Source organism: Amycolatopsis japonica (genome assembly GCF_000732925.1).
GTDB lineage: Bacteria > Actinomycetota > Actinomycetes > Mycobacteriales > Pseudonocardiaceae > Amycolatopsis > Amycolatopsis japonica.
Map to the genome: position 1 here is coordinate 2,846,726 of NZ_CP008953.1, position 23,244 is coordinate 2,869,969.

The following is a 23,244-nucleotide window of genomic DNA, read 5'->3' on the forward strand; positions in this document are numbered from 1 at the left end:
GGGCCGCGTAGGATATCTGTTAGCGCAGTGGGTTCGCGCTACTCTTTCCCCCGGTTCGCTCAGCGTCCGGGTCAGGGGGTCGCGTACCGGATGCGGTGATGCTCGCGGTCGTTCCCTGTGGACGTTTGCTTATGCGGTCGCCTCATGTCGGAAGCCCATGGTGCCCTAACTGCAAACCCACTACTTCCCATCCACCGGAGCAACCCGCCTAATGACGACCGACACCGCCACCGCCCCGACCGCCCCCACCGGGCCCCAGCAAGTCGCTATCAACGACATCGGGTCGGAGGAAGACTTCCTCGCTGCGATCGACAAGACGATCAAGTACTTCAACGATGGCGACATCGTCGAAGGAACCATCGTCAAGGTCGACCGTGACGAGGTCCTGCTCGACATCGGCTACAAGACCGAGGGTGTCATCCCCTCGCGCGAGCTCTCCATCAAGCACGATGTCGACCCGGCTGAGGTTGTCACCGTCGGCGATGAGGTCGAAGCCCTTGTCCTCCAGAAGGAGGACAAGGAAGGCCGTCTGATCCTGTCCAAGAAGCGTGCGCAGTACGAGCGCGCCTGGGGCACGATCGAGGAGCTCAAGGAGAAGGACGAGCCCGTCAAGGGCACCGTCATCGAGGTCGTCAAGGGCGGCCTCATCCTGGACATCGGCCTCCGCGGCTTCCTGCCCGCGTCGCTGGTCGAGATGCGCCGCGTGCGCGACCTGCAGCCGTACGTCGGCCGCGAGCTCGAGGCGAAGATCATCGAGCTGGACAAGAACCGCAACAACGTGGTCCTGTCCCGCCGCGCCTACCTGGAGCAGACCCAGTCCGAGGTGCGCAGCGAGTTCCTCAACGCGCTCGCCAAGGGCCAGGTCCGCAAGGGCGTCGTGTCGTCCATCGTCAACTTCGGTGCCTTCGTGGACCTGGGTGGCGTCGACGGCCTGGTGCACGTCTCCGAGCTGTCCTGGAAGCACATCGACCACCCGTCCGAGGTCGTCGAGGTCGGCCAGGAGGTCACGGTCGAGGTTCTGGACGTCGACATGGACCGCGAGCGCGTCTCGCTGTCGCTGAAGGCGACCCAGGAAGACCCGTGGCGTCAGTTCGCCCGCACCCACGCGATCGGCCAGATCGTGCCGGGCAAGGTCACCAAGCTCGTCCCGTTCGGTGCGTTCGTGCGCGTCGAGGAGGGCATCGAGGGCCTGGTGCACATCTCCGAGCTGGCCGAGCGCCACGTGGAGATCCCGGAGCAGGTCGTCCAGGTCAACGGCGACGTGATGGTCAAGGTCATCGACATCGACCTCGAGCGTCGTCGCATCTCGCTGTCGCTGAAGCAGGCGAACGAGGGCGTCACGCCGGAGACCGAGTTCGACCCCACCCAGTACGGCATGGCCGCCGAGTACGACGCCGAGGGCAACTACATCTACCCCGAAGGCTTCGACCCGGACACCCAGGAGTGGCAGGAAGGCTTCGACAAGCAGCGTGAGGAGTGGGAGCGTCAGTACGCCGAGGCTCACACCCGCTACGAGGCTCACATGAAGCAGGTCGTCAAGGCCGCCGAGGCCGACGCGGAAGCCGCGGCCGACGCCGCGACCGGTGTCACCTCCGGCGACTCGGGCGAGCAGAGCTACACCTCCGCTCCGGCCGAGGCCAAGAGCGGTGGCACGCTCGCCAGCGACGAGCAGCTCGCGGCTCTCCGCGAGAAGCTGTCGGGCGGCGCGTGATCCAGGCGCTCAGCCAGTAGCTGACAGAAAGCGGCCCCGGTCCACACGGACCGGGGCCGCTTTCTTTTGCCCGCGTTTCGTCCTCTGAATGCGATCCTTGCACGCGCAACTACCGCATCCAGAGGACTGAATGCGGTAGGGGGAGAAGAGCGTCAGGAAGTGGCGGGCCGGACGGCCGGCACCCAGATGCGTTCGAGCGCCGCGGCGCGGGCCTTGCGGCGGAGTCCGGCGAAGCTGTGCTTGGCCGGGACCAGGAGCGCGCTCAGCCACGTGCGCCGATATTCGGCGAGGGCCTCGGCCACGGGACGATGGAGGACACAGTGCACCAGGCCCGGCGTACCGAGCCGGTGCCTTCCGACGTGCTTGCCGTCTGCCATCTTTCCTCCGTGTGGGCGACCTTCGCCGCGCACGGTACGCAATCAGGCCTCCGATGCGGCGTAACCGCCCGGCGTGTCACCCATAAAGGTTGAGTCTCGCGTCACTATCAACTTGCCTTTTGCACCCTTCTGTGCCGGATGTGCCTCTCTCGTCACCCAGCGCGAAGTCTGGACAGGTTAGTAAACGAGACGGTATCGTTTACAAACATGAGCGAACCTCTTGTCATCGTGGGCGCGGGCCCGACCGGCCTCGCGCTCGCCGTTCATCTGTTCATGCACGACGTCGACGTACGGCTGGTGGACGCCGCCCCCGGACCGGTCACCACTTCCCGTGCCCTCGGCCTGCAGCCCCGTGGCGTCGAAGTGCTGGAGCGGATCGGCGCGCTGGGCGATCTGCGCAGCCGGTCCCGGTCGCTGCTCACCATGTATTACAACGACGGCCCGCGCACGGTGCTGAAACTGCAGGTCGGCAAGGCCGCCGCGATGCTGCCGAAACCCACGTTGCTGATCTCCCAGGCCGAGGTCGAAGGCGCGTTGCGTGCGCGGCTCGCCGAGGTGGGCGGGAAGGTCGAATGGGGTACCAAGGTGACCGGCGCCCGGCAGCGCCCGGACGGGGTGACCGTCGTCGTGGACACCGACGAGCGCGAAATCGAAGCCTCGTGGCTGATCGGCTGCGACGGCGCGCACAGCGCGGTCCGCCGGATCGCCGGTATCGGCTTCTCCGGGCGGAAACTGATCGAGCGGCTGCTGATGGCCGACGTGCGCGCGAACTGGCCGTTCGACCACGACGGCAGCGTCACCTGGATGGACACCGGGCGGATGTTGTCGGTGACCGCGTTGCCGGACAACGCCTGGCGGGTGTTCACCGAGCCGCTTCCCGGCCTGCCGGAAGGGCTCTCGACCGAGCAGATCGGTGAGGAGGTGCTGAGCGAGTTCTGCCGGCGGAGCGGGCTGTCTCGGGACACGGTCACCGAGGTGCGGTGGAGTTCGGAGTTCCGCATCCACCGCAGGCTCGCCGACCGGTACCGGCAAGGCCGGCTCCTGCTCGCGGGCGACGCGGCGCATATCCAGAGCCCGACCGGTGGGCAGGGGCAGAACACCGGACTGGGGGACGCGGAGAACCTGGCCTGGAAGCTCACCCTGGTCGCTCGCGGTCTGGCGGGGGAAGACCTGATCGACACCTACGAGGGCGAGCGGCGGCCCCTCGCCCGCAAGGTGCTGGCCGCGACCAGCGGGGCGGTGGACATCATGCTGCCGGACCGGCCGTGGAAACGGCTGGTGCGCGACCGGCTGGTGATGCCGGCGATCCGGTCGACCGCGGTGCAGCGCCGGCTGTGGCTGGTCGCGTCCCAGCTGGACACCACCTACCGAGGCGGGCCGCTGGCGCCGGGCGCGAGCCGGTGGGCCCGCAAACCCCGGCCGGGGGACCGGGTGCCGGACCTGCGGTGCCGACGGACGGACGGCGTCGAGACGACGTTGCGCGCGGCGATATCCGGGCGCTGGACGGTCGTGGCCGGCGACGCCGAACAGGCGGCCCGGCACACCGAGGCGGTCGCCGGGCAACTCGGTGCCGATCTGGTCGGCACCTTGGTGTGCAAGGGATCGCGCGACGTGCTGCTGGTCAGGCCGGACGGGCACCTGGCTTGGCGCGGGCTTCCGGCACCGGACAAGATGGCCGCGTGGCTGAACGACATGCGGTGGACAGGGTAGGCGGGCGCCCCCGCGATCCGGGCAACGACGTGGCGATCTTGGACGCCGCGCTGGACCTGCTGATCGAGGACGGGTTCGGCGGCGCGAGCATCGAGGCGATCGCCAAACGGGCCGGTGTCGCGAAGATGACCGTGTACCGGCGGTGGAAGTCCAAGGAGGACTTGTTCCTGGCGGCACTGGAGCACGCGCGTCCACCCGACGGCGCGAACGCGGAGTCGATCGGCGAACTCGTCGTCACGGTCGCGCGCTTGTTGAGCCAGAACAGGTTCCGGATGTTGATGGCCAGGGTCGTCGGCGCGTCGGTGGACCATCCGAACCTGGTCGGTGCCTACGTCGAGCGGTACCTCCGGCCACGGTTGTCCGGTCTCGCCGAACTCGCCAGGGACGCGGTCGAGAAGGGCGAGTTCCCCGAGGGCACCGATCCGGCCGTGATCGAGGACGTGTTCGCCGGGGCGATCGGATTCGTGCTGCTGCGCGGGGAAGTGGCCGAAGCCGAGATCGACGGCAGGCTGCGGGGCATGTTGCGGCACCTCGGCCGCCGGGAGGACCTTCATCTAGGCTGATCGACATGCTGCGTGTGGGCCTGACCGGCGGGATCGGCGCCGGAAAATCGACGGTGGCGAACCGGCTTTCCGAGCACGGCGCCGTCCTCATCGACTCCGACAAGATCGCCAGGGAGGTCGTCGAACCGGGGACGCCGGGGCTCGCCGAACTCGTGGAGGCGTTCGGGGAAGACATCCTGGGCTCCGACGGTGCGCTCGATCGGCCCGCGCTCGCCGCGAAGGCGTTCGCCGACGAGGACTCGCGCAAGCGGCTGAACTCGATCGTCCACCCGAGGGTCGGCGCCAGGACGGCCGAGCTGATGGCGGCGGCCGCGCCGGACGCGATCATCGTCCACGACATCCCGCTGCTGGTCGAAGGCGGACTCGCGCCGATGTACCACCTCGTCGTCATGGTCGACGCACCGGAGGAGGTGCGGGTCCGCCGCCTGGTCGAGGCGCGGGGAATGGCCGAACCGGACGCGCGCGCCAGGATCAAGGCGCAGGCCACGACCGATCAGCGCCGGGCGGTGGCCGACGTGTGGTTCGACAACAGCGGAGCGCCCGACATCGTGCTCGCCGAGGTCGACGCGCTGTGGGCGGACCGGCTGACCCCGTTCGAGGCGAACGTGCGGCTCCGCAAGCCGCGGGCGCCGATGTCGCCGAAGATCGCGTCGTACGACGAGACGTGGCCCGTGCAGGCCGAGCGGGCGCTCGCGCGGATCCGCGTGGTGGCGGGCGACAACGCGGTGCGGATCGATCACATCGGCTCGACGTCCGTGCCGGGGCTGCCCGCCAAGGACATCCTCGACCTCCAGCTGACCGTGTCCACTTTGGACAGGGCCGACGAACTGGCCCAGGCGCTTTCCGACGCGGGGTTCCCGCGCGCGGAAGGCGAGTGGTACGACGACGCGCACGGCGAAGAGGGCACCTGGCCCAAGCGGTTCCACTTCGGCGGCGATCCCCGGCGTCCGGTCAACCTGCACGTCCGCTCGCAGGAGACCCCGGCCTGGCGGCTCGCGCTGCTGTTCCCGGAATGGCTGCGACAGAACCCCGGCGAACGCGACGCCTATGCGGCCGTCAAGAACGCCATGGCCGCGAAGCACGCCGGCGACGGGACCGTCGAGCAGTACACCGACGAGAAGCAGGTCTGGGTCGACGCCGCCTTCGCACGCGCCGACGCCTGGGCGGAGTCGACCGGCTGGACCCCCTAGGCGCCGGCTCGGTCAGACCCGGAATTCCCGTAGCGCGGGCCAAGCCTCGGCCCAGGTCTCGGTGTGACCGGTGACCAGCCAGATCGGCATCCCGCGGCTCACGTTGCGCACACCGGTCGCGTTGTCCACGCGCGAGACGATCCGGGCGGCGGTGAAGGACCGGAGCAGCCGCGCCGGATCCGGCCCGACGAACAGGACGCTGTCCGCGGTCTCGGGTGGATGCCCGAAGTACCAGAACCCGCGGCTCGGGCTGTACACGGCGGGCAGCCCGTAGTCGGCGCCGTACCGGTCCAGCGCTCCGGCCTGCCAGTAGCCTGCCGTGACGAGGGTGGTGCGCTCCCGCTGTTCCGGCGGGAGCCGGTGGTAGGCGTCGGCGACCGAACGGGCGAGGTCCGGCCAGCCGATCTCCTCCAGCGCGTACGCCGGACGCGGTACATCCCGCCCTTCCGCGAGCCAGGCGGACGGCCACACCGGCAGCGCGTACGGGAGGGTGTACAACGCGGAAAGCAGGAACACCGGCCAGGTCGGGATCCAGCGGAACCACAGCGACGGCTTCAACTGTCCGAAGTGGACTGCCGCACCCGCCCACAGGACGCCGAACATACCCGCCGCGTAGTAGTACCGGCCGTTGGACAGGATGAAGAGCGCGATCACGCCGACGGCCGTCCAGCCGAGGAACCGGTAGGGGCGCAGCCTGGACGAGAACAGCAGGACGCAGAGTCCATAGAGGACACCGACGACACCGATGCCGAGCCCGGCCCCGGTCAGCAGGGCGGGCAGGAACCCGGCACGCCCGCTCCAGCCGCCGGTGGTCTCGTGCGCGATGACGTCACCCATCTCCAGCTGCGGCCAGCCGTTCGCGGCCTGCCACCAGAGCGTCGGCACCATCGACAGCGCGGCGATCCCCGCGCCTGCCCAGAGTTTGGGCCTGCGCAAGAGATCTCGCGGCCCGAAGAGCAGGATCGCGATCCCGGCGGCGACCCAGAACGTCGCGATGAGGAGCTTGACGTTCAGCGCGACGGCGGTCGCCACGCCCAGCCACAGCAACAGGTTGTCGTCACGCTTCCGCATCCACCGGACGAGCAGCCACGCGATGAGCGCCCACAGCGCCGGGTCGATCGTCGACGTGGCCAGGTAGTGCCCGCTGCCGAGGAACTGCCCGCAGATCGCGTACGCCGCGGCGGCGCGGGTCTGCGCACGGCGGTCCCCGCCCATCTCGTAGGCGATGAGCCCGGTGAACACGACACCGGCGGCCGTCGCGAGGACGGCGGGCAGGCGGAACACGAAGACGTTGCCCGGCGCGAGCGTGTCCATCGCCAGCGCCAGGAACGGGAGCACCGGCGGCTGATCCGCGTAACCCCAGGCCAGCCGTTTGCCCGCGGAGAGGAAGTACAGTTCGTCGCCGAAGTAGCCGTAGCGCCACGCCGTCGCCAGCAGGACCGCCGCGGCCGCCGCGGCGAGCAGCCCCACCGGGAGCCGGGCGAACGCCGCACTGGACACGGTCGGTGTTTCGGCCGCGTGGGCGGCTTCCATCCATTCCTCGCAGATCCCTCGGGTGCCGGTCCTTTCGCACCTTACGTGCCGACGGCGTGGCGCGTCGGTCGTGAGAGGTCCGCTGGAGCATCAGAACCCCCAGTCCGTGAGTTTCGGCCATACCGTGTCCCAGGCCCCGTTCCGGCCGGTGGCCAGCCAGATCTTCATGCCCTGACTCACGTTCGTGATCCCGGCCCGGTTGTCGAGCGCACCGACCTCACGGATCCGCGTGAAGTACGGCACAAGCCCCGAAGGGTCGTTCCCGACGAACAGGACGTCCCGTGCCGATTCCGGCGGACTCGGCAGCGTGGCGTAGCCGCGGTTGGGACTCGACGGCGACGGGAGCCCCAGCTCCGGTCCATAGTGGTCGATCGCGCTCGCCTGCCAGTACTTCGCCGTCACGATCCCGGTCCGGGCCGGATCGGGTGCGGTCCGGTACGCCCGCGCCACCGACTCCGTGATCTCCCGCCAGCCGACCTCCTCGAGGGCGAAGACCGGCCGGGTCCACTCCGGGGCACTCGCCAGCTCCGACCTCGGGAGGATCGGGAGCGATTGCGGGATCGCGATCATCGCGGCCACGGCGTACACCGGCCAGGTGGCGAGCCAACGCCAGTACTTCGACGCCTGACCCGCTTCGATCTCCACCGCCGCGGCCGCGAACAGCGGGGCGAACATCCCCGCCGCGTAGTAATAGCGCCCGTTCGCGAGCACGAACAGGGCGAGGACGCCGAGCGCGGTCCAGCCGAGGAAACGGTACGGCCGCAGGCGTTCGGACCGCAGCAGCCGCCACAGGCCATAGCCGAGAAGGATCATCCCCACCGGAACCCCGGCGCTGAGCACCAGTGCCGGGACGAACGTGACCCGCCCGCCCCAACCCGCCGAGACCTCCTGGGAGATCGCCGCGCCCATGGTCAGTTGCGGCCATCCGTTCGCCGCCTGCCAGACGAGCGTCGGCGCGATCATCGCGGCGGCGATCACCGCGCCGAACCACAGAGCCGGACGGCGGACGAGGTCACGGGGGCCGATCATCGCGGCGGCGATCAGCGCGACGACCCAGAAGCCCCCGATGAGGAACTTCGTGTTCAGCGCGAATCCGGTGACCACCCCGCTCCAGAGCAGAAGCCCGTCCTCGCGGGTCCGCGTCCACCGGACGAGCAGCCACAGCAGGAGTGTCCACAGGAACGGGTCGATCGTGCTGGTCGCCAGGTAATGCCCGCTGCCCAGCATCTGGAGGGACACCGCGAAGGTCGCCGCCGCGATCGTCTGCGCTTTGCGGCCACCGCCCAGTTCCCTGGCGATGAGCGCGGTCAGCACGACGCCGGCGACCATCGCCAGCATCGCCGGGATCCGCAGGACGAACGGCGAATCGGCGCCGAACCCGTCCATCAGCCGGGCCAGCAGCGGCAACAACGGCGGCTGGTCGGCATACCCCCAGTCCAGATGCCGACCGGCCGCCAGGAAGTACAACTCGTCGCCGAAATAGCCGTAGCGACCGGCCGTCGCCGCGAGAACCGCCCCCATCGCCCCGGCGATCGCCAGCACCGGTGCCCTCGCGAACTTCGTGGTCTCCACGCGTTCTCGGAGCCCCTCGGTCTCGATGACCACGGGTATCCGCCCCCTCTCGATCGGTTACTCCGTGATCGAGAGTTCCGCAAAGGCGCCCTTCCGGGTATCCATCAGGCGGTCGTGATCCGCTCGTCCAAGGGATGAGTGAAGATCAATCGAACGATGGATGCCGGCCGCTCAGTGCCGTCGCCAGCCGAGTGTGATGTCCTTTGTGGACAGCCATCCGCGCAGGTCGTGTCCGTGGGTGGCCAGCCCGTCGACGGTCGTGTGACTGACATCGAGCGCGCGTTCGCCGTCGGCGGGGGAGAGCAGCCCGGCGGTGACCGCGGCGAGGAGTTCGTCGGTGTCGATCACCTGGACGGACTTCTTGTCCCGTAGCACGAGATCGAGATAGAGGTCGGTGGCCACCCAGACGCCGTCCTCGCGGCGGATGTCGACGACGTCGAGGTAGAAGTCCTGGTCGCGTTCGTGACCGGGGTTGAACCAGAAATCGGTGATCCGCAGGCCGAGATCCGGCAGCAGCCAGGACTCGAGGTAGTGGAACTGCGTCCGCCCCGGCGTCGGCCGCGCCATGTAGAGGCCGAAGGGCTCTTCGCGGTATTCGTCGACGTCCCTCACGACGCCCTTGGGGTCGGTGTTGGTCTTCGCGGCGGGGTCGAAGTACTCGACCTTCGGCGGATGCAGCGCGGTCATCCGCCCATCTTGGAAGGAGCCGACGCCCGCGAACACCGCCCAACCGGGTGGACGATCACGGTTTCGCGGTTCCGGGGGAGTGGAGCCGCCTGGCCGGATAAGGTGCGCTGGTTCCGCCATAAGGGTGAGTGGGAGTCGACGTATGTTCGGGATCATCAGGCCGTGCCGCCACCGGCTTTCCGCGGGTCTGCACGCGGACTGGCTCGCCCATCTCTGCGGTCTTTGCCTGGCGCTGCGCGACGAACACGGACATCTCGCCCGAATGGTGACGAACTATGACGGCTTGATCATCTCGGCGCTCGTCGAAGCGCAGTCACCCCGTGCGGAGGGGCGGCGCGACGCCGGCCCTTGCCCGCTTCGGGCGATGAAGGGGACGTCGGTCGCGAAGGGCGGCGGCGCCCAGCTCGCGGCGGCCGTCTCCTTGGTGTTGGCGTCGGCCAAGATCAGTGACCACGTCGAGGACCGCGATGGCGCCTTCGCGCGGCGTTCCGTCGCTCTCGCCGCGAGGCGGGTCGCGACGCGCTGGGCGGACCAGGGGAGCCGCACAGGCATCCGGATCGGCTTCGACACGGCGGTCTTGACCGAGGCCGTCGACCGGCAGGGCGAGATCGAACGCGCCCTCCATCTGGGTGATTCGGCCGTGCTCGCCACCGAACCGGCCGAACTGGCGACGGCGGCCGCGTTCGCGCACACCGCGGTCATCGCGGGCCGTCCGGAGAACGCCGCGCCGCTGGCCGAGGCCGGGCGCCTGTTCGGGAGGGCCGCTCACCTGCTCGACGCCGTCGAAGACCTCGCCGAGGACGAGGCCGCCGGCGCGTGGAACCCGCTGACGGCCACCGGCACCGGCCTCGCCGAAGCACGACGGCTGTGCGACGACGCCGTGCTCGGCGTCGAACTCGCCCTTCGCGAAGTGAAGTTCGACCAGCCGAAGCTGGTTCACGCCCTGCTGGTGCACGAACTGCGGCAGGCGGTGCGGCGGTCCTTCGGGCACAACCTCACCGGTCACGGGCACGGCCCTCAGCAGCCGCCGCCGGGCTGGATCGGACCCGGGCCCCGGCCGCAACAGCATCCCCACCAGCCGTATCAGCAGCAGCCCTATCCTCAGCCGCCTTATCCCCAGCAGCCCTACCCGCAGGGCGGGCACCAGGCGCCGCCACCGGGGCCGGTCCCGCCGCAGGGCGCGCCCGGTGGTGGAGGCCCGCCGCAGGAGCCGCCGAAGAAGGGCAAGCACGGGGGCAGCGGCCCGGTGGACGGTCAGGGCGGAGCCTGCTGGACGCCGAAGTTCCGGGTGCCGCCGCAACCGCGGGGCTTCTTCTTCGGCTGCACAGTGGCCACCTACATGTGCTGTTCGTGCCAGTTCTGCTGCCGCGACCCGTTCCCTGGCCCGTGGAGCGGGAAACCCCACGACGGCTGCGGCGGTGCCGACTGCTCCTGCTGCGAATGCTGCACGTGCTGCGATTGCTCCTGCTAGGAAGGCTCTGACCAGGGGATCGGTGAAACTGTCGGACCCTGCGCCTACTCTGGTTCCCGTGGCTTTCGCATCCGAACACCCCGTGCTCGCCCAGTCGGACTTCCGCCCCGTCACGGACATCCCCCGGACGGGCGGCCGGTTCGAGGTGGTCAGCGAGTACAAGCCCGCCGGTGACCAGCCGGCGGCCATCGACGAACTCGAACGCAGGGTCAACGCGGGCGAGAAGGACGTCGTGCTGCTCGGTGCCACGGGTACCGGCAAGTCGGCGACGACGGCTTGGCTGATCGAGCGCGTCCAGCGCCCGACGCTGGTGATGGCGCCGAACAAGACGCTCGCCGCGCAGCTGGCGAACGAGCTGCGGGAGCTGTTCCCGAACAACGCGGTCGAATACTTCGTCAGTTACTACGACTACTACCAGCCCGAGGCGTACATCGCGCAGACGGACACCTACATCGAGAAGGACTCGTCGATCAACGACGACGTCGAGCGGCTGCGGCACTCGGCGACGATGAACCTGCTGTCCCGGCGTGACGTCATCGTGGTCGCGAGTGTCTCGTGCATCTACGGCCTCGGCACGCCGCAGTCGTACCTCGACCGGTCGACGAAGCTGAAGGTCGGCGAGCAGCTCGACCGCGACGTCTTCCTCCGCGCGCTGGTGGACGTGCAGTACACCCGCAACGACATCGCCTTCGCGCGCGGCACCTTCCGCGCCCGCGGCGACACGGTCGAGATCATTCCGGCGTACGAAGAACTGGCGATCCGCGTCGAGTTCTTCGGCGACGAGATCGAGAAGCTCTACTACCTGCATCCGCTCACCGGCGACATCGTGAAAGAGGTCGACGAGGTCCGCATCTTCCCGGCCACGCACTACGTCGCGGGCCCGGAGCGGATGGAGAAGGCCATCCGTGGGATCGAGGCCGAGCTGGAGGAGCGGCTGGCCGAGCTGGAGAAGCAGGGCAAGCTGCTCGAGGCGCAGCGGCTGCGGATGCGCACCGCGTACGACATCGAGATGATGCGCCAGGTCGGGTTCTGCTCCGGTATCGAGAACTACTCGCGGCATATCGACGGCCGTTCCGCGGGCTCCGCGCCCGCCACGCTCATCGACTACTTCCCGGACGACTTCCTGCTGGTCATCGACGAGTCTCACCAGACCGTCCCGCAGATCGGCGGCATGTTCGAAGGCGACATGTCGCGGAAACGGAACCTGGTCGACTTCGGATTCCGGCTGCCCAGCGCGGTCGACAACCGGCCGCTGACCTGGGAGGAGTTCAGCGACCGGATCGGGCAGACGGTGTACCTGTCGGCGACGCCGGGGCCATACGAGATGGGGCAGGCGGGCGGCGAGTTCGTCGAGCAGGTCATCCGGCCCACCGGCCTGGTCGACCCGAAGGTCGTCGTGAAGCCGACCGAGGGCCAGATCGACGACCTGGTGCACGAGATCCGCGAGCGGGCCGAGAAGGACGAGCGCGTCCTGGTCACCACGCTGACCAAGAAGATGGCCGAGGACCTCACCGACTATCTGCTGGAGCTGGGCATCCGGGTGCGGTACCTGCACTCCGAAGTGGACACGCTGCGCCGGGTCGAGCTGCTGCGGCAGCTGCGTGCGGGTGATTTCGACGTACTGGTCGGCATCAACCTGCTCCGTGAGGGTCTCGACCTGCCCGAGGTGTCGCTGGTCGCGATCCTCGACGCGGACAAGGAGGGCTTCCTCCGCAGTGGCACGTCGCTGATCCAGACGATCGGCCGCGCGGCGCGAAACGTGTCGGGCGAGGTGCACATGTACGCGGACAAGATCACGGACTCGATGCAGCACGCCATCGACGAGACCGATCGCCGCCGCGCCAAGCAGGTCGCCTACAACGAGGAGCGGGGTGTCGACCCGCAGCCGCTGCGGAAGAAGATCGCCGACATCCTGGACCGCGTCTACAGCGAGGCCGAGGACACGGAGTCGGTCGCCGTCGGTGGTTCGGGCCGGAACTCCTCGCGGGGCAAGAAGCCCGAGCAGGGCGACCGCGTACGCAGCTCCGGGATGCTCGCGGACAAGGACGTCGCCGGGATGCCGCGCGCCGAACTGGCCGACCTCATCCAGCAGATGACCGACCAGATGATGCAGGCCGCGCGCGACCTGCAGTTCGAGCTGGCGGCCCGGCTCCGGGACGAGGTCTCGGACCTCAAGAAGGAGCTCCGGGGCATGGACGCGGCCGGCATCAAGTGACCCCGCGTTTCGTCCTCTGAACGCGATCCTTGCGCGTGCAAGTACCGCATTCAGAGGACGAAACGCGTGCGGGGGTCAGAGGCGACGGCGGTCGAGCATGGTCAGGTCGGCGTCGAAGTCCGGGAAACCGGCGGGCACAGAGCGCGTGCTGACGCCCGGTGAGACCGGGGGAAGACCGGCCCATCGCCGCACGGTGTTCGTCGCTTCGGCGGCCTGCTCCGGGGGAAGCTGCGAGATCCGGGCGCCGTGGTTGCCGCCCGGCACCGTGTAGCTGTAGGAGTCCTTCGTGCCGAAGCCGAGCTTGAACGGCTCGGCGCCCCACGGGTCGTTGCCGCCGTAGACGAACATCAGCCGCTTCCCCCGCGACTTCACCCAGAAGTCGATGTCCGGCATCGCGAGATGGTCGAACCGCGGGATGTCGACCGACTTCGGCACGAACGTCCGCGACACGTTGGAGCCCGGGTAGCGGAGCAAATCCCGGAGATAGCCTTCGTAGGACTCGGGAGCGCCGAGCTGGTAGGCCGCCTGGAAGTAGTACGGGACGTAGATCTCGAGGTTCTGGTCGGAGTAGGTGTTGAGGCTCTCGACGCGTTCGAACCAGGCGTAGACCTCGGACGCCGGGGCTCCCGCCTTCGGGATCGTCGCGCAGTCCGACTGCCGCTGGTACTGCCAGAAGGCGAAGTAGGAGTCGATCACCGAGATCTCCAGTGACACATCGGCCGAGCCGACGGTCTTGAACGTGTAGCCGTTCTTGGCCGCGTCGGCGGCGGCGAGCGCCGCGAACTCGGAACGCCGGGTCAGCACGTCACGCTGGATCGCCTTCAGGGCCGAACGGCAGGCCGGATCGTTGCCGACGTTCGCCAGGAACCGGTTGTAGCGGTCGTGCTCGTTGATGACGTCGTTGGGCGCGACGTAAGGGATCGTCGCGTCGACGTCGTCCGGGAAAAACCTACGGAAGTAGGTCGCCGTCATACCGCCCTTGCTGCCGCCGGTCGCGAGCCACTTGCCCGGATAGAGCCGCTTGAACGCCTCGACGGCGCGGTGCTGATCGGCGGCGGCCTGCCAGATCGTCAGCTGCTTGCCCCAGTTCGGCTGCTCCGGCCGGGACGGTGTGAAGAAGCGGTATTCCATCGACAGCTGGTTGCCGTCGACGATCTGTGTCGGCTCCGAGCGGTTGGGCGATTGCGACACGTTGTACCCGCTCGTGTACACCACGGTCGGCGAGCGGAATTCCTTGTGCAGCAACGTGAAACGCTGCTGGAAGGTGCCGCCCTCCGGCCTGCGGTGATCGACGGGCTGGGTATAGGTGAGTTTGAAGAACCGGTATCCGGTCGGCGCCGGGTTCTCCGAGACGACGGTAAGCCCGGGGATCCGCCCGAGCGCCTCCTTGATGTCCTCGGGTGCCGCCTGCGCGGCCGGGGTCAGCCCGGCCAATGCGAGAACGGTGATCGCCAGAACCGACCACGCGGCCGTGAGCTTCCGCATCCATGCCCTCCCCATCGGGACCTGTTGAGCGGTCGGATACTCACAGAGTCACAGCCGGTGGGCAATCGCCTATCCGGTCGAGCCGCGCAGCACCCGGTCGACATAGGCCTTGATGGCCGCGCGGGCTTCGGGGGAGCTCCACAGTTCGAGGACGTGGGCGTCGTCGCCGGTGCGGTGTTCGGCGATCCGCTCGTGGAACGGCCGGTGCAGCTGCGCCTTCGTGTGCGCGTACGCGGCCGCCGGGATCTCGGCGAGTTTCCCGGCGACCTCCACCGCCCGCTCGACGACGTCCCCGGGCGCGGTCACCTCGTTCACCAGGCCGAGCCGGAGCGCGTCCGCCGGAAGGTGGGTCTCGCCGAGGAACGCGAGTTCGGCCAGGATGTCCGCGCCGAACCCGGACCGCAGGATCTCCAACGCCGCCAACGGGAACGGCACGCCGACGAGCAGCTCGGTGATCCCGATCCGGCCGGGGCCGTCGGCGAGGACACGGCGGTCGCAGGCGGCGGCGAGTACCGCCCCGCCGGCGATCGCGTGTCCGTTGACGGCCGCGACCACCGGACCGGGGAAACCGAACACCGAGAGGAACGCGTCCGACAGCGCGGGCAGGAAGTCCTCGAGATAGCCCGTGCCGCCGTCGTGCACACGACGCAGGTCGACACCCGCGGAGAAGATGCCGCCGGTGCCGGTCAGCACGACACCGCGATAGCCGCCGAGCTGCACGTCTTCGAGCCGGAGGGTCAGTTCCTGGCAGAACTCCGTGTCGAGGGTGTTCGCCTTGCCGTGCTGCAGGGTGACGACGGCGATCCCGCCTTCGTCGTCCACGCGGATCGAGGAGGTGGCCATGGGCCGACCGTACCCGAGCCCGCGGGGATCTACAGTGGACCGCTCAATCCTTGAGGCGCACGGTGACCGTCGGGCTGAAGGACCGTTTGCGGTTCCAGCCGGTCTCGGCGCCGATGCTGAGCTGGATGGCGCGGTCGGCCGGCGCCCAGTAGCCGGTGCGGACGAAGTAGGCGTCCATCGAGCACAGCCTGCTGCACGACTTGCGGTTGCAGATGGTCTCCCAGCCCCACTGCCTGCCGCTCTCCTCGACGCCGTTGCGCCGGACGAACAGATGCGGGTTGCCGATCTCGCGGCAGTAGGTGCTGCCCTCGGAGATGTAGAGGACCCCGTCGATCTTGTAGAACCGGTTGTTGTCGAGAAGTGTCACCTGGCCCGAGACGGCGAATCCGACCCGGCCGCCCTTGCCGGCGTTCATGGTCCAATCGAGAGAGAATTCTTGGACCGGAGTCTCGACTGACTGGGTCATGGTGACGTCCCCGCTTTCTTCTCGCGTCGGCACCTTTGCACTGAAGATAAGGATTTCCCGGAGGTCCCCGAAGATGAATGGGAACTTTTCACCCAATGAGTCGATGATCGGAAAACCGATGTTCTCATGCGCATGAAACACCGGTTACCGGCGCTAATGGGTGAAGGTCGCCACGGCCAGTGAAAACCGGGGCCCACCAGGGAAGAGGATTTCGTCTTCCCGGTGGACCCCGGTCGTTTGTTCAGTGCGAAAACGCTCTCAGCTGGTGATGTCCTTCGTCGCGAACCGGCGGCCTGCGAGGAGGAAGAACACCGTGCCGTACAACGCCGCCGACAACATGCCGTTGGCCATGTTCGTCCAGTCGATGTCGGTCGAGATCAGATCCATCCACGAGAACGCGAAATGCGTCGGCAGATAGTCCCGCAGCCCTTCGAGCGCGGTGATCTGGTCTAGGATCTGCGAGACGATCGCGACGATCACCGCACCGCCGACGGCACCCAGCGGGGCGTCGGTGGCGACCGAAAGCAGCATCGCCAGCCCGGCCACCCACGCCAGCTGCAGGATGATGTAGATCGTCGCCAGCCCCATCGCGATGAGACTGTCGCCGAACGACACCGCGTCCCCGGTCGGGCTGATCGCGTCGCCCGCGCCGTAGAAGATGACGCCGACCACCAGCGACACCAGCGGCAACAGGATCAACGCGACCGCGGAGAGGATGCCGGAGACGATCGCCTTCTGCCGCAGCACCCGATGCCGGGGGACCGGCATCGCGAGCAGGTATTTCAGGCTCGACCACGACGCCTCGCTCGCGATCGTGTCGCCGTAGAACAACGCCACGATCATCGGCAGCAGGAATGTCCCGGACACGAACAGCGCGAGCACCACGAAGTTCGGCGCGCTCGCGGTGGCGAGGTCGACGAACCCGCCGCTGCGGCGGTTCGGGTTGGCCTGCCCGATTTCGAACGCGATCACCAGGATGAACGGCAGCAGCGCGACGAAGCCCAGCATCAGCTGGGTCCGCCGCCGTTTGAGCTGCCGCTTCAGTTCGACGCCCAGCCGCAGTGTCCGGTCGGCGCGGTATCCCGCCACCGCCCCGTCCGGGCCGACCTCGGTCGGTTCGTGCGACGCGACCTCGGTCAGCTCCAGCAGTGCCGCCGGATCGGTGTGCACGCCGTGATCCGCCCGGGTCGCCGGGCCGGAACCATTGGTCTTACTCACCCTTCGAGTCCTCTCCGACCAGCTGCAGGAACGCGTCTTCCAGCCGCCGCCGCGGCCCGGCCTGTTCGACCGCGACCCCGGCACGCACCAGGACGGCGACCGCCTCGGCGCGCGCGAGACCGTCGAGATCCGCGTGGACCAGTTCCCCGTCGACGTCGACGCCGGAAACGCCGCCGACCTTTCGCAGCGCTTCGGCCGCTTCGGCGGGCTTGTCGACGCGGAACGTCGCCTCGCCACTGGACGCGGCCAGTTCGCCGACCTCACCCGAGGCGACCAGCATGCCGCGGTGCATCACGACCACGTGCGTACAGGTCTGCTCCACCTCGGCCAGCAGGTGGCTCGAAACCACCACGGTGCGCCCGGTCGCCGCGTAGCGCTGGAGCACCTCGCGCATCTGGTGGATCTGTGGCGGGTCGAGCCCGTTGGTCGGTTCGTCGAGCACCATGAGCTCCGGCAGGCCGAGCATCGCCTGGGCGATCGCGAGCCGCTGCCGCATGCCCTGGCTGTAGGTGCGGACCCGCCGGTTCACCGCGTCGCCGAGCCCGGCGATCTCCAGTGCTTCGGCGAAATGCGCCTTGTCCGCCGGACGTCCCGTGCTCGCCCAGTACAGCTCCAGGTTCTCCTTGCCGGACAGGTGCGGCAGGAAGCCCGAACCCTCCACAAAGGACCCGATCCGGGACAGCACCGGCGCGCCGGGCGCGATCAGATGGCCGAATACGCGGATGGTGCCCGCGGTCGGCGTGATGAGGCCCATCAGCATGCGCAGGGTCGTCGTCTTGCCCGCGCCGTTCGGCCCGAGCAGGCCGAGCACCTGGCCGGGTTCGACCCGGAACGACAGATCCTTCACCGCGACGAACCCGCCCGCGTAAGCCTTTCGCAGACCTTCGATCACCAGCGGCGTCTTCGCCAGGCTCTCGTCGACGTCGTGCGCGCGGCGGCGGCGGAACGCGGCGATCACCGTGATCGCGATGCCCGCGAGCAGTGTCCCGGCGATCCCGAGCAGCTGCGCGGTGGGCGCACCCGCGCCGACGGAGTTGCCGTGGACGACCGGGACGGCGAGCCGTCCACCGTCGGCCAGTCCGATGCGGAACACCGCGGGTTCGACCGGCGTCGCGAACGCCTGGTCCGTCGTGCCGACGACCAGCCGGAGCGTGTGCCCGGCCTCCAGTGGCCGCACGATGCCCGGCAGGGTCACCGTCACCTCGACCGGGCTGCCGTCGGCGGGCAGGCCGGAGACACGGAACGGTGCGACGGCGTTGGCCGGAAGCGTGCGGACACCTTCCGAGTTGACGTCGTAGAGCTTCGCGAACAGGACCGCTTCCTTCTGCGGAGCGGCTGCGGACGGATCCGCGGAGACCTGCAGCCGGACCGTCGAGGAACCGGCCGCGATCGTCTGCGCGTCGAGCGGTGGCGTCGCGAACTGCGCGGCCTGCCCCGGCGGGTCCAGGCTGAACAGTCCGGAAAGCCGCGACGAGCCCGCCACCGCGCCGTTCAATCCGGGGATCCCGCTCACCGCGGCGGGGTTGCCGCCCGCGGGCCGGACGACGGGCTGCGCCGGGCCCGCCAAGGCGAACTGGCGTCGCTCGGTGGCGTCGCCCGTCGCTCCCGGGTACGCCGGGGCGCTGACGGTCCGGACCGAGGGGGCGCCGTTGGCCCTCAGCGTGCCCTGGATGTCGTAGCTGAACCCGGTGCCGGGATCGGATCCCTGCCCGGTGAGGGAGAACTTGAGGAAGTCCGCGATCTGCGCGCGCAGTTTCTGTCCGGGCTTCCCGCCGTCGTGGCCACCGGTGTACCAGATCGTGCGGACCTTGCCGCCCGCGGCGGAGATCTGCCGGGCGGTCGCGTCGGACTGGTCCAAGCCGAACAGTGTGTCGCTTTCGCCCTGCACCAGCAGCGTCGGCACGGTGATCTTGTCCGTCACGGACGCGGGGGAGACCCGGCGGAGCAGGTCGACGGTCTTCTGGCTCGCCTTCCCGGTGGTGGCGAGTTCGGTGTAGGCCTGGCAGACCTCGGCGGTGAACCGTCCACAAGGGTCGGCGGGGCCGGACGGCGGGCGCTGTCCGTTCGGGCCACCGAGCGGCAGCGACTGCGCCGCGGCCCCTGCCGCGCCCGTGCCCTGTGCCGCACCGGATTCGCTCGTCTCGTCACCGGCCTCGGGCGCGTCGTTGGCGGGGGAGCCGCTCTGCGCCGCGCCGGAACCGGCGGAGAAGAAGATGCCGGCCCAGGACTTCTTGAAGACGCCGTCCGCGGTGAACGCGCCGGCGGCCGGGGTCGTGGCGTTCGGCGCGGCCGGGGCGGCGGCGTTCGGGAAGAGACCCTGGGCGAGGTCGTTGTAGGTGATCACCGGCGCGATCGCGTCGACCCGCTTGTCCGTCCCGGCGAGCAGGAGGGAAAGCGCGCCGCCGTACGAAGCACCGGAGACGGCCACCTTCGGGTCGCCGTTCTCGCTGAGGACCTCGGGCCGCGCGGCCAGGGTGTCGATCAGCTTCCGGGCGTCGGCGACTTCGCGGTCGGGGTCGTTCAGCGCGATCTTCCCGGTGCTGCGGCCGAAACCGCGCGCGGACCAGGTCAGCACGACGAAGCCCTTGTCGGCGAGTTCGCGGGCTTCGGTGGCGACACTGTTCTTGTCACCGCCGAAACCGTGGGCGAGCAGCACGGCCGGAGCCGGGGTCCGCTCGGGCAGGTACGTGGTCGTGTCGATCTTGACGACCTCGGACGAGCCCGGGGTTTCGGGCAGATCGAGGGTCGCGTCCTGGGTTTTGACCGCGGACGGGGCGGGGTCGCTGTTCGTCCACACGACGGCCGCGGCGGCCAGGACCACCACGACCGCGGCGAGCGCGATGAGCTTCGCGCCTCGCGTGCGAGGGAGCGGGATTCGGGGCACGGAATGACCGTATTTCACCGAACCTGAGAGTCGCTCTCCCGGCACACACGGACCACACAAGTGAGCGGGGTGTGACGGGAGTTACGCCATCATCTTGGTGACAAGGGCAACCTTAACTGGCGTCATGCGTACAGACAGGTCAAACTGGACCAGCTGTGAGGGGAGTATTCCTTCGCGGCGGTGTCGTCAGCACGGTGGCCTTCGCGGGCCCCCGGCACCGTCGGCCGGTTTCATACCGGCGGAAGAGACCTCCGGTTAGTTGCTGCTGTGCACTATCCGGAGGGTTGGTTACATGTCTGTTCCCCTGTGGCTATGGATCGCCACGGTCGGTGGTCTGCTCGCGCTGATCGCACTCGACCTGGTCATCGTCGATCGCAAGCCGCATGAGGTCACCACCGGCGAAGCCGCCAGGTGGGTGATCTTCTACGTCGCGGTGGCCGTCGCCTTCGGCATCGGTGTCTGGGTCTTCGCCGGACACGACCCAGGGGTCCAGTTCTTCACCGGGTACATCACCGAGTACTCGCTGAGCGTGGACAACCTGTTCATCTTCATGATCATCATGACGTCGTTCAAGGTGCCCGCGATCCACCAGCACCGCGTGCTGCTGATCGGCATCCTGCTCGCGCTCGCCATGCGCAGCGTGTTCATCGCCGTGGGCGCCGCGCTGATCGCGCAGTTCGTCTGGGTCTTCTTCCTCTTCGGCGCCGTCCTCATCTGGACCGCGATCAGCATGGTCCGCAACAAGGACGAAGAAGAGGAGTACGAGGAGAACGCGCTCACCCGCTGGGTGCGCAAGCTCTTCCCGGTCACCGAGGAGTGGCACGGCCACAAGTCCTTCGTGAAGAAGGACGGCAAGCGCTGGATCACCCCGATGTTCCTGGTGATCGTCGCCATCGGCAGCGCGGACCTGCTGTTCGCCGTCGACTCGATCCCCGCCATCTTCGGCATCACGCAGGAGGCCTTCCTGGTCTTCACCGCCAACGCGTTCGCGCTGATGGGCCTGCGCCAGCTGTACTTCCTGCTCGGTGGCCTGGTCACCAAGCTGGTGTACCTGTCCTACGGCCTCGCGGTGATCCTCGCCTTCATCGGCGCCAAGCTGTTCCTGCACGCGCTGCACGAGTACCACGTCGTCCCGGACTGGCTGGACATCAACAACTGGGTCTCCCTGGGTGTCATCGTCGTGGTCCTGAGCGTGACGACGGTGGCCAGCCTCGCGAAGGCGAAGAAGCTGGAAGCCGCTGAGCAGGAGTCTTCAATCAGTAGTTAGAGCTGCTAAGGATCGGGTACCGTCGGGGCCGTGCGTCCCGTTGACATCGAAGCCCTGACGGTCCCCGGCATCCTCGCGCTGCACGGCGACCTGCTGCTCACCGCGGTGAGCAGGCCTGATCTGAAGACGAACAGCTACCGCTCCGGCCTGCGCAGGGTCGACCTGGGCGGCGGCGGGGAAGGGCCCTGGACCCACGGGGCCAAGGACTCCGCCCCCGCCGTCTCGCCGGACGGCCGGTGGGTCGCGTTCCTCCGCGCGGGAGAGGGCTCCGGGCGTGCGGCCAAGCCGCAGGTGCACGTGATGCCCGCGGCCGGCGGCGACGCGAAGCGGATCACCGATCTCCCCCTCGGCGCGGGCGCGCCGGTCTGGGCGCCGGACTCCCGCCGCATCACGTTCGTCGCCCGCGTGCCGGAAGCCGGCCGCTACGGCACCGAGAACGCGGACGGCGAAACGCCGGAGCCGGGTGAAGAAGCGCCGCGGCACATCAAGAACCTCTTCTACCGCGTCGACGACGCCGGTTTCCTCAACGACCGTCCACAACGTCTGTTCGTCGTGGACACCGCGGCCGCGCTGGATGAGGAAGCACCCGCCGAGCTCACGCCGCTGACCGACGACCGGGCCGACGTCGACCATCCTTCGTGGACGGTCGACGGCGAGCACGTCCTGTTCACCGCCCCGCGTGACTGGGCCGCCGAAGACACCGTCCGCTCGGACGTCTACTCCGTGCCCGCGGGCGGTGGCGAACCCCGGCTGCTGGTCCGGTCCCTGGGCACGGCGGACCGCCCGGTCGTCGCGCCGGACGGTTCGATCCTCTTCTACGGCACCGAGTTCTCCGGTCAGGAGGAGATCGCGCGCAACACCGGGCTCTGGCAGGCGTCGTGGCCCTCCGGTGCCGAGCCGTCGGCCCCGCGGCGGCTGACCGACGTCGAGACGGTGGACTGCGACAACGCGGCGAGTGCTCCGGTCGTCGTCGGCGAGGAGGTCCTCGTCGTGGTCCGCACCCGCGGCGCCGCCGAATTGCGCGCCGTCCCCCTCGACGCCGAACTGGCCGAGCTGAAGACGTTGCGGCACCTGGCGGGCGAGCGCACCGTGGTGAAGTCCTTCGCCGTCGACGGCGACCGGATCGTCGCGGTGATCGGCACGCCCGAGAGTTCCGGTGACGTCGTGCTGCTGTCGAACGGGGAGCCGCGTGTGCTCACCGACTACTCGAAGGCGTTGCGGGACACCGGGATCCTGCCGCTGGAGGAGCTGGACACGACCGCTCCCGACTGCTATCCGGTCCACGGCTGGATCGTCCGGCCCGAGGACGACGGGCCGCATCCCGTCGTCCTGATGGTCCACGGTGGACCGTTCGCGCCGTACGAATGGAAGGTCTTCGACGAGGCGCAGGTGCTCGCCGCCGCGGGCTACGCCGTCGTGCTGGGGAACCCGCGCGGTTCCGCAGGCTACGGCGAAAGCCACGGCCGGAGCATCGTCCACGGTTTCGGCACCGTGGACGCGGACGATCTGCTGGCCTTGCTGGACGAAGCGCTCAAACTGCCCAATCTGGACAGTGACCGCGTCGGCGTGATGGGCGGCTCGTACGGCGGCTTCATGACCAGCTGGCTCGCCGCGCACCACGGCGGCCGGTTCCGCGCCGCGTGGAGCGAGCGCGCGGTCAACGCCTGGGACTCGTTCGTCGGCAGTTCCGACATCGGCTGGTTCTTCGCCGGCGGTTACGTCGGTGACGACCCCGAAGAGCAGCGCAAGCGCAGCCCGTTGACCTACGCGGGGAAGATCGACATCCCGTTCATGGTCGTGCACTCCGAGCAGGACTGGCGCTGCCCGCTGGAGCAGGCGCAGCGGATGTACGTGGCCCTGCGGCAGAACGGCGTCGCGGCCGAGTTCCTGCTGTTCCCCGGCGAGGGACACGAACTCACGCGGTCGGGGCTGCCCCGGCACCGGGTGCAGCGGTTCGACGCCGTGCTTCAGTGGTGGGGCCGACACCTCTGATCTCTCGGGTCACCGGATGCCATGAAAGGTCCTTTCCTTGCAAAATTTGCAAGGAAAGGA

At 68.9% G+C, this 23,244-nt stretch carries 17 protein-coding genes; 8 read left to right on the forward strand and 9 right to left on the reverse strand.

What is annotated here, in order from left to right; translation table 11 throughout:
- Positions 1-211 precede the first annotated feature (211 nt).
- The gene (gene rpsA / locus AJAP_RS13565) at positions 212-1,711 is read left to right on the forward strand and encodes a 30S ribosomal protein S1 (protein ID WP_037345493.1); all 1,500 of its coding nucleotides are present in this window, start codon (positions 212-214) and stop codon (positions 1,709-1,711) included.
- Positions 1,712-1,863: 152 nt separating this feature from the next.
- Here rpsA and AJAP_RS13570 read toward each other — a convergent pair whose 3' ends face one another.
- Positions 1,864-2,088: a hypothetical protein gene (locus AJAP_RS13570; protein ID WP_037345494.1), complete on the reverse strand. Its 225-nt coding sequence runs from the start codon at positions 2,086-2,088 to the stop codon at positions 1,864-1,866.
- Positions 2,089-2,295: 207 nt separating this feature from the next.
- Between AJAP_RS13570 and AJAP_RS13575 the strand changes: the two genes are divergently transcribed.
- From AJAP_RS13575 to coaE, 3 genes are read left to right on the forward strand one after another with little or no spacing between them, the layout of a single operon-like run.
- A complete protein-coding gene (locus AJAP_RS13575) occupies positions 2,296-3,798 on the forward strand; it encodes an FAD-dependent monooxygenase (RefSeq protein ID WP_038511325.1) in 1,503 nt (500 codons plus the stop codon).
- A complete protein-coding gene (locus AJAP_RS13580; protein ID WP_038522979.1) occupies positions 3,768-4,361 on the forward strand; it encodes a TetR/AcrR family transcriptional regulator in 594 nt (197 codons plus the stop codon). The genes AJAP_RS13575 and AJAP_RS13580 overlap by 31 nt, the downstream gene beginning before the upstream one ends.
- A gap of 5 nt (positions 4,362-4,366) precedes the next feature.
- Positions 4,367-5,551 (forward strand): dephospho-CoA kinase, encoded by a 1,185-nt coding sequence (gene coaE / locus AJAP_RS13585; RefSeq protein WP_038511327.1) that lies wholly within the window; start codon positions 4,367-4,369, stop codon positions 5,549-5,551.
- Between the two features lie 12 nt (positions 5,552-5,563).
- Here coaE and AJAP_RS13590 read toward each other — a convergent pair whose 3' ends face one another.
- From AJAP_RS13590 to AJAP_RS13600, 3 genes are all read right to left on the reverse strand, one after another.
- A complete protein-coding gene (locus tag AJAP_RS13590; RefSeq protein WP_038511330.1) occupies positions 5,564-7,084 on the reverse strand; it encodes an ArnT family glycosyltransferase in 1,521 nt (506 codons plus the stop codon).
- 90 nt (positions 7,085-7,174) lie between these two features.
- A complete protein-coding gene (locus tag AJAP_RS13595; protein WP_038511332.1) occupies positions 7,175-8,689 on the reverse strand; it encodes an ArnT family glycosyltransferase in 1,515 nt (504 codons plus the stop codon).
- Between the two features lie 138 nt (positions 8,690-8,827).
- Positions 8,828-9,343: a DUF402 domain-containing protein gene (locus tag AJAP_RS13600; protein ID WP_038522982.1), complete on the reverse strand. Its 516-nt coding sequence runs from the start codon at positions 9,341-9,343 to the stop codon at positions 8,828-8,830.
- Between the two features lie 142 nt (positions 9,344-9,485).
- On the opposite strand from AJAP_RS13600, the gene AJAP_RS13605 reads away from it, so the two are divergent.
- Together AJAP_RS13605 and uvrB are read left to right on the forward strand one after the other, a co-directional pair.
- Entirely contained in the window at positions 9,486-10,814 is a 1,329-nt protein-coding gene (locus AJAP_RS13605) for a DUF5685 family protein (protein ID WP_038511334.1), read from the forward strand.
- 58 nt (positions 10,815-10,872) lie between these two features.
- Complete coding sequence (gene uvrB / locus AJAP_RS13610) at positions 10,873-13,029, forward strand: excinuclease ABC subunit UvrB (protein WP_038511337.1); 2,157 nt, start codon at positions 10,873-10,875, stop codon at positions 13,027-13,029.
- Positions 13,030-13,104: 75 nt separating this feature from the next.
- Here the strand turns inward: uvrB and AJAP_RS13615 are convergent, their stop codons facing one another.
- The 5 genes from AJAP_RS13615 to AJAP_RS13635 all read right to left on the reverse strand — a co-directional run bounded on the left by AJAP_RS13615 (position 13,105) and on the right by AJAP_RS13635 (position 19,943).
- Entirely contained in the window at positions 13,105-14,514 is a 1,410-nt protein-coding gene (locus AJAP_RS13615) for a S28 family serine protease (RefSeq protein WP_038511340.1), read from the reverse strand.
- A gap of 69 nt (positions 14,515-14,583) precedes the next feature.
- Positions 14,584-15,357, reverse strand: a complete 774-nt coding sequence (locus AJAP_RS13620) for an enoyl-CoA hydratase/isomerase family protein (protein ID WP_038511342.1) — start codon at positions 15,355-15,357, stop codon at positions 14,584-14,586.
- A gap of 43 nt (positions 15,358-15,400) precedes the next feature.
- Positions 15,401-15,823 carry a hypothetical protein gene (locus AJAP_RS13625; RefSeq protein ID WP_038511343.1) on the reverse strand — a complete coding sequence of 141 codons (423 nt, stop codon included), beginning with the start codon at positions 15,821-15,823 and terminating at the stop codon, positions 15,401-15,403.
- 258 nt (positions 15,824-16,081) lie between these two features.
- The gene (locus AJAP_RS13630; RefSeq protein WP_051972442.1) at positions 16,082-17,041 is read right to left on the reverse strand and encodes an ABC transporter permease; all 960 of its coding nucleotides are present in this window, start codon (positions 17,039-17,041) and stop codon (positions 16,082-16,084) included.
- A complete protein-coding gene (locus tag AJAP_RS13635; protein ID WP_084098142.1) occupies positions 17,034-19,943 on the reverse strand; it encodes an alpha/beta fold hydrolase in 2,910 nt (969 codons plus the stop codon). Before AJAP_RS13635 ends, AJAP_RS13630 begins: the two co-directional genes overlap by 8 nt.
- Positions 19,944-20,217: 274 nt before the next feature.
- Here AJAP_RS13635 and AJAP_RS13640 point away from each other — a divergent pair, with 274 nt between their 5' ends.
- On the forward strand, positions 20,218-21,192 hold the full coding sequence (locus AJAP_RS13640) for a TerC family protein (RefSeq protein ID WP_038511349.1): 975 nt from the start codon (positions 20,218-20,220) through the stop codon (positions 21,190-21,192).
- Between the two features lie 30 nt (positions 21,193-21,222).
- Positions 21,223-23,184, forward strand: a complete 1,962-nt coding sequence (locus AJAP_RS13645; RefSeq protein WP_038511352.1) for a S9 family peptidase — start codon at positions 21,223-21,225, stop codon at positions 23,182-23,184.
- Positions 23,185-23,244 lie beyond the last annotated feature (60 nt).